Below are 7625 nucleotides of genomic sequence, written 5' to 3'. Positions count from 1 at the left end.
CTCACTCAGCCCGCCTGTTCAGACTCATTTGTGGATTGGAAAGGACTCGTACTTTGCCAGGGAATCGCATAAAATCGACACGCCATGGCCGCCATTTATGGCAGGTCAAACAGCAACAACTCCGCCGCTTGTGTCGCTGTCACCGACAAGCCCGCGGAGCCGGAGATTGCATCTCCAGCACCGAGCAGAAGGTCTCCGACTTGCACTACACCATGCACCACATGTAAATACAGACGCCGCGCGGATGTCGGCTGATAACCAAGCTCTGCGCCCTGATCCAGTACGCTGGCATATAACCGAAAATTCTGATGCACCACTAACGCATCCTCGTGATCAGGGGCTGCCAAAAGGCACCAGCGATTCAGCTTCGCGATGTCGGCAAAATGCCGCTGATCATAACTGGGTGGTAGAGCGTTTTGTGGCGGCAATACCCATATCTGCAGCAAATGCACCGGCGTATCTACCGAGGGATTCCATTCGCTATGCCGCACGCCCGTTCCTGCACACATATACTGAACATCACCGGCGCGGATAACGCTGCCGTTACCCATACTGTCTCGATGCTCCAGAGCGCCACTGAGGATATAGGTGATGATTTCCATATCCTTATGGGGATGCATAGGAAAACCAGACTGGGGAGCAACCACATCCTCGTTGATCACCCGCAATGGCCCGAAACTGACCGCTTCCGGATTATAATATTCGCCAAAAGAAAAACTATGCGCGCTTTTCAGCCACTTTGCCCCGGTTCTGCCGCGCTCTTCGGCGCGATGTAATTGCCACATAACGTCAAGCTCCTGCTTCTATCCCGGGTTGCCCATGATGTTCAGCGCATCCAGTAAACCGCATGAAGTTCTTTATGTAAAGTAGGTACGATTGGGTAACCATTGCGTCCTGCAAGCCCGCGACACTCTTCTCACGCAAAGGGGACATTACTGCTTTGGGCTAACAACCTCGTTCAAAAAGTTGCCATACCAGATAAAGGGGTCATTCCAATCCCTGCAGTTACCTACGCAAAACAGGTGATGGCGCTGGCTGCCTGATATAGCTGAATCACGCGATCAACGTGCCTCTCGTACATACTGGGCGATGCCTTGTCGAGCCATCATTTTGCCGATCAAAAGGTTCAACGCGCCACCCTGCCCCGCCCTCCCCGTCGACCACGGCAAGCTTCCATGCGATTTCTCCGCAACCCGCGCGGCAAGGGTTGACCTTCGCGATATACCGACAGGGATTGCAGGGTGGCCGACGCACCCAGGGCAATCAGTTTGACGCCTTTACCCTTGGGCAGATTTTTGACCTCCGCCAGCGGGAATAGGAGACCATACCCATCGGAAGACAAGCAGAGGGTTTCGGCCTGAAGGTCGGTGACCGGAACCAACGGCAACGGCCGCTCATCCGCATTCAAGGTTAAGAACGCCTTGCCCGCCCTGTTCCGGCCGGTCATATTTTCCAGCGTGCTCAGGAATCCATAACCACCGGTTCCGGCCACCAACCACAGGCTGTCGCTGGCTCCGCAGGCTACCGCCGCCAGCCCGGCGCCGCGCTGAAAGTCCACCTGACTGGAGGCCGGAATGCCGTCACCGCGCCCACCGGGTATTTGCGCGACCGCGATAGAGTAGGCTCGCCCGGCGCTATCCAGCAAGGCCAGCGTATCCATCGATCGCACCTCGAAGGCTTGCAGCAAGGCATCGCCTTCCTTGAACCCCAGAGCCGCCGTATCCAGTCCGTGACCGGAGCGGGTACGCAGCCAGCCCTTTTGGGAGACGATCACCGTGACCGCTTCGTCCGTGACGGCAGCAGCGATGGTCTGGATGGATTTGTTGGTGATCGCGGCATCCACTTCCAGCAGAGTGCGACGATCATCACCGAATTTCTGGGCATCGGCGGTGATTTCTTCTGCAACCAGGGCGCGCAATTGCGATTCATTGCGCAGCAGTGCGCCGAGGTAATCAGCGGTTTCCCGCTTATCGTCCAGTTCCTTTTCCAACTCAATACCAGCCAGACGCGCCAGTTGCCGCAGGCGAATTTCCAGGATGTCTTCTGCCTGAATCTCGCTGAGATTGAAGTGCGCCATAAGGTCGGCCCTGGGGTCGTCGGACTCGCGGATCACACGGATCACCGCGTCGATATCCAGCAGCACCCGTAAACGGCCTTCGAGAATATGAATGCGCGCCAGGGCCCTATCGAGGCGAAACTGACTGCGCCGCCGTACGGTCGTCACTCGATAGCGCACCCATTGCCGTAATATCCGAGTGATCGGCAGGCACGGCGCTTTGCCATCCAGATCCAGTACCGTGAGATTCACCGACTGACTGGATTCCAGCGAGGTGCGGGCCAGCAAGTATGTCATCAGACTCTGCGGATCCTGGTTGCGCGAGCGTGGCTCAATGACGATACGCACGGCGTGGTCCTTGCCCGATTCGTCCCGCACGGTATCAATCTGGGAGAGCATGGCGCTTTTCGTCGCCTGCTGTTCCGGGGTGAGCGCCTTTTTCTTAGCCTCCCCTCTGGCCTGTGGGTTGGAAAGGGTTTCTATCTCCGCGAGGATTTGTGCGGTGGACACCCCTGGCGGCAGTTGCTGTACCGCGATACGCCACTCCCCGCGCGCCAGTTTTTCGACCTCCCAGCGGGCACGCACCCGGATACTGCCACGCCCCGACAGATAGGCCTCGCGGATTTGCTGGGGTGGCGAAATAATCTGGCCACCGCCAGGAAAGTCGGGGCCGGGAATCTGGAGCACAATCTCGTCATCGGCCATATCCGGACGCAACACCAATGCCGCACAGACCTGCGCCAATTCACGCAAATTGTGGGGCGGAATTTCCGTGGCCATGCCGACCGCAATGCCGGAGGCCCCATTCATCAGCAGGAAAGGTAAGCGGGCGGGCAAGGTGACCGGCTCTTCCAGGGTACCGTCATAGTTGCTGCGGAAATCGACGGTGCCCTCATCTATTTCTGCCAGCAGCAATTCAGAGATGGGCGTCAGATTGGCTTCGGTGTAGCGCATGGCGGCGGCCGAATCGCCATCCAGAGAGCCGAAGTTGCCCTGACCATCCACCACCGGGTAGCGCAAGGTAAAATGTTGGGCCATACGCACCATGGCGTCATACACCGAGGTGTCGCCATGGGGGTGCCATTTGCCGATCACCTCGCCCACCACCCGGGCGGACTTTACATGCTTAGGGGAGCGTTGCAACCCCATGTCGCGCATGGCATAGAGAATTCGCCGTTGCACCGGTTTCTGGCCATCGGCCAGCGCCGGGATCGCCCGTCCGGTTACCACGCTCATGGCATAGGCGAGGTAAGCATGCGCGGCATATTCCGCGAGCGGCGGCTCGGGAGGTTGGATGGAGTCCGATTCCGCGCCCTCGGATGGCGGAGGCGGTAGCTTCTCATTACCGGTGAGATCAAAAAGATCCCGGGTGTTAGTCATGCCTGAAAACCCTCGCCTTAAATATCAATCTCTGCTGACCAACCATCCCGCTCCATCCATTCACGGCGCCCGGCGGCCGATTGCTTGGCCATCAGCAGACCGAAGCGTGTATGCAGAGCAGCCTGATCGGCGGCAGTCATCGACAACGAGACCAGGGAACGCGTATCAGGGCACATGGCGGTTTCCCAGAGCTGATCCGGATTCATCTCACCCAAGCCCTTGAAACGCTGCACCGAGATGGCGCTTTCTTTGACGCCCTCGGTGCGCAGACGCTCTATTGCCGCATCCCGTTCGGCTTCGGCTTCGCAGTAGATTTTGCGGACCCGGCCGCGCCAGGTGGCGTCCACCCGGTATAAAGGTGGTTTGACCACGAACACATGGCCGCGCTGCAACAGCGCCGGGAAGTGCCGCAGGAACAGGGTCAGGATCAGCACCTGAATATGGCTGCCGTCCACATCGGCATCGGACAGGATCATGATTTTGCCGTAGCGCAGCCCCGCCAGCATCCGATCTGGATCCGCCTGAAAATTGTGGGCCTCGATGCCGAGAGCTACCGCCATATTGTGGACTTCCTGGTTTTTGAAGATCTGGTCCGCATCCACTTCCCAGGTATTGAGCACTTTACCCCGCAACGGCAGCAAGGCCTGATATTCCTTATCACGCGCCGCCTTGGCCGAACCGCCGGCAGAATCGCCTTCGACCAGAAACAACTCATTGCGCTGAATATCCTCACTTTCACAATCCGTCAGCTTGCCGGGGAGTGTCGCCAGGCCCGAGCCCTTCTTACGCTCGATTTTTTGCGCCGCGCGGGTCCGGGCCTGGGCATTCTGGATCGCCAACTCGGCGATCGCCCTCCCCGCATCAGGATGACTGTTGAGCCAGAGTTCGAGCGGATCACGCACCGTCTGCGCCATCAACTTATGGGCGTCGCGACTGGTGAGCTTATCTTTGGTCTGTCCCTGAAACTGTGGATCAAGCACCCGGGCGGAGAGTACCAGAGCCATCTTGCCGGTAACATCATCCTGTACCAGTTTGAGCTTGGCGGGGACGAGACTGTGGTGCTCCATAAAACTGCGCACGGCCTCAAAGACCCCGGCCCGGAAACCCGACTCGTGGGTACCGCCGTTCAATGTCGGGATCAGATTGACGTAAGTTTCCGGGTTGGGCATCACATTGCCACTCCAGCACAAGGCCCAGGCGGCGCCCTCCCCTTTGGCGAAACCATTGGTGTCCCCATCCTGATAAGAGGCTCCCGAAAAAATCGGCGTGGCCAGTTCGAGATCAGCGACGATTTCCGCGAGGTATTCCGCCAGACCTTCGCTGTACTTCCAGACGACGGGTTCCTGCTCCGGGAGGGTGAGGTTCACTTGCAGACCGGGGAGGAGAATGGCCTTGGCGCGCAGGAGATGGGTGAGCTCCCGGACATTGATTTTGGCCGAGTCGAAATACTGCCCGTTCGGCCATACCTGAACCCGCGTGCCATGGGTGCGCGGGCCGCAGTCTTCCAGTCGGGTCAGCGGCTCGCTGACATCGCCTTGGGTAAACGCTAACCGATAGCGACCATTCCCTGTTCCCTGAGGATCGCGGGTGTTGATCTCGACTTCCACCCTTTGCGATAAGGCATTGGTGACCGCAACGCCCACCCCGTGCAAACCGCCCGAAAAGCGATACGCCGATTCCCCGGCCATTTTATCAAACTTGCCGCCCGCATGCAGGGTGGTGAAGGCCAACTCGGCGGCCGGGCGGGATTCGCCGGGTGGTATGCCCACTGGGATACCTCGGCCATTATCTTCGACGATCACCGAACCGTCATTACAGACGGTGACATCGATGCGTGTCGCCTGCCCGGCCAGCGCCTCGTCGGCGGCATTGTCGATCACTTCCTGAATGATGTGGGTCGGGCAGGTCGTTCGTGTGTACATACCCGGACGTAACTTGACCGGCTCCAGCCCCTTGAGGACGGTAAATTGCTCGGCGCTATAGCTCAAATGGCGGTTCCCTTCTGCCTTCTCTTCCCATCATAAAGCTGAATTGGTCAAATTGGCAGCCCTGCGGTCACGATTTTGCAGTCGCCTCATCATCCTCGTAGCACTATCGTCATCTTAATGTCACAAAATTGACACGATACTGTCACATTAGGAGGCTACCATAAATATATGAATAATCCAGCGATAACCAGTGCGGAGTCATTCTAATGTTCAATATTCTCTTAGGTAACATCTATCTACAACACGCCCATGCAGCAGCTCTGGAGACCCTGGCATGGCTGCATCTGCCAACATGTATTCATACCCCTCCGGAAGAGCGCAGAATTTTTCTGATTGCGCCCAACGCACACCAGTCAGGTCCGCAGGAGGTCGAATACGCTCTGGTAAGAAATGGCTACCGCGTGCAGAGGATCACCTCCCAGCAGGATGTGGAAAAGCTCCCAAAAGGTGTCGAAATATACCACGCTGTGGTATATGGATGGCCAGATGATTCTCGGGAACATCTCCGGCTCCTGCGGGATGTCGGGCATAAAACAGTGCCCTTTCTGGTCATAGGAGATGATACGGAAGCAAACAGTGGATCGATAGCGGTCGCCGCGATTGAAGCGGGAGCCGCCGCCTTTATTCCGTGGGCTCTCGGGGAAGGGCTCCTGATGGCCCATCTCCGCAGACTTGCTGACGAGACGACTATCCGCCGCATGGAACTGGCAAAGTTGCCAGGGCAGATTCAATTAGATCCCCGTTCTCGCAGAGTTTCGATATTCGACCAGGAACTTTATCTGCCAAAACAACTTTTCCGGCTCTTTGAATATATGGTGACACACCCCGATGAAGCGATATCTTATCACCAGCTTCTCCAAGTCCTCGCAGAAGGGAAAAAGATATATATCGCACCGAATACGCTGGTAGTAAAAATTTACCGATTACGGAGAATACTGGAGGATACGGGGGTACACAGATGGTTGGAGACCATCCCTGGCTTTGGTTATCGCTTCTGTCCGCCGAAACATGTTGCCCGCCTGGTTGAGCAGTCGGCGCAGTAAAAGCATAGCAAAAACATATGACGCCCATATATCATTATCCATGAATAAATAATTATGGTTTTTCTACGGAGGAACGCGCCATGCGTCGGCTAAAAGCCTCCAGAGCGGCATAGATACCCGGCATCACCACCAGTACCAGGGGCAATTCCGCCAGCAATCCGGAGATGATGGCGATGGCCAGTGGGGCCTGCATTTCCGCCCCGGCGCCCAGGCCCAGTGCCAGGGGCATCAGGGCCAGTATGGCGATAATGGCCGTCATCAGCACCGGCCGCAGACGCACCCTTCCCGCCCTGACGAGTTCGGAGACGCCGCTACTCTGCGCCTCGGCAAAGAAGAAAATAGCGGTCTCGGTAACGATCCCGACAATCATGGTGATGCCGATCATCGCCGTGATGTTGCGTTGCGTTCCCGTGATCCAGAGGCCGATAAAGACACTACCGAGGGCGAGCAACGCCGTCGCCAGAATGCTGAGGACGATGGTGAAGCGCTCATAGAGAAAAAGCAGCAGAACCGCCACCAGCAAAATGGCGGCGAGCAGGACCAGTGCCAGTTCGTGCATGGCCTTCTGCTGTTCCCGGTAGAGGCCGCCGTATTGCAGATACACACCCTGCGGCAGGGACAGATGGGCCAGCCGGGCCTTCACCTCACCCATGACCGTACTCATGGCCCGCCCCTCGATGCGTGCCGTGACGGCAACCATCGGCTTCAGATTTTCGGCTTGCAATTCCGCCTGTCCGGCCTTGATCTGAATCCGCGCGATCTGTCCCAGGGCCAGATAATGGCCATCCGGCGCGACGATGGGTAATTGCCGCAAGCGGCGAATTTCATTCCAGAGATCATGGGGCGCACGCACCCGCACCCCGACCATCTCCTGCCCCTGGGGAATCAGACTGACCACCCTACCTTCCATCAGGCCCTGTAACTGCGCGGTTACCTGCCCCGGCGTCATTCCCGCCAGCGCCGCCTTGACCGGATCCACATGAATATCCACCGCGTCCCCGGCAATGGTCACACCGTTAAAGACCTCCGCCACACCCGATACTTTCCCGATACGCTGCGCCACCTGTCCTGCGACTTTTTCCAACGTCTGGGGATTCGCACCGAACACCTTGATTTCTATAGGTTGTGGTACGGCGGTAAGATCACCGATCAGATCCT

5 protein-coding genes are annotated in these 7625 nt (G+C 57.7%); 1 reads left to right on the top strand and 4 read right to left on the bottom strand.

Going from position 1 to position 7625, the window contains the following annotated elements; all coding sequences use genetic code 11:
- Positions 1–95: 95 nt before the first annotated feature.
- The 3 genes from HF921_RS08785 to HF921_RS08775 all read right to left on the bottom strand — a co-directional run bounded on the left by HF921_RS08785 (position 96) and on the right by HF921_RS08775 (position 5424).
- Entirely contained in the window at positions 96–785 is a 690-nt protein-coding gene (locus HF921_RS08785; RefSeq protein WP_215893683.1) for a pirin family protein, read from the bottom strand.
- A 341-nt stretch (positions 786–1126) separates the two neighbouring features.
- Positions 1127–3436, bottom strand: coding sequence for a DNA topoisomerase IV subunit A (gene parC, locus HF921_RS08780; RefSeq protein WP_215893682.1), 2310 nt, complete (start codon positions 3434–3436; stop codon positions 1127–1129).
- A gap of 17 nt (positions 3437–3453) precedes the next feature.
- Complete coding sequence (locus tag HF921_RS08775; RefSeq protein ID WP_215893681.1) at positions 3454–5424, bottom strand: DNA topoisomerase IV subunit B; 1971 nt, start codon at positions 5422–5424, stop codon at positions 3454–3456.
- A gap of 206 nt (positions 5425–5630) precedes the next feature.
- Here HF921_RS08775 and HF921_RS08770 point away from each other — a divergent pair, with 206 nt between their 5' ends.
- Entirely contained in the window at positions 5631–6467 is an 837-nt protein-coding gene (locus HF921_RS08770) for a winged helix-turn-helix domain-containing protein (RefSeq protein WP_215893680.1), read from the top strand.
- Positions 6468–6519: 52 nt separating this feature from the next.
- Here HF921_RS08770 and HF921_RS08765 read toward each other — a convergent pair.
- Positions 6520–7625, bottom strand: a 1106-nt coding sequence (locus tag HF921_RS08765; RefSeq protein ID WP_215893679.1) for an efflux RND transporter permease subunit, incomplete at its 5' end; no start/stop codon positions are given.

This window comes from Acidithiobacillus ferriphilus (assembly GCF_018854775.1).
GTDB classification, from domain to species: domain Bacteria; phylum Pseudomonadota; class Gammaproteobacteria; order Acidithiobacillales; family Acidithiobacillaceae; genus Acidithiobacillus; species Acidithiobacillus ferriphilus.
The sequence above is the reverse complement of the archived record's forward strand: the minus strand, read 5'-3'. Positions and strand labels throughout refer to the sequence as shown.

Bases quoted from the DNA above. Each gene is read 5' to 3' on its own strand.
- HF921_RS08785 (WP_215893683.1), bottom strand. From the start codon at position 785: ATGTGGCAATTACATCGCGCCGAAGAGCGCGGCAGAACCGGGGCAAAG.
- parC (WP_215893682.1), bottom strand. From the start codon at position 3,436: ATGACTAACACCCGGGATCTTTTTGATCTCACCGGTAATGAGAAGCTA.
- HF921_RS08770 (WP_215893680.1), top strand. From the start codon at position 5,631: ATGTTCAATATTCTCTTAGGTAACATCTATCTACAACACGCCCATGCA.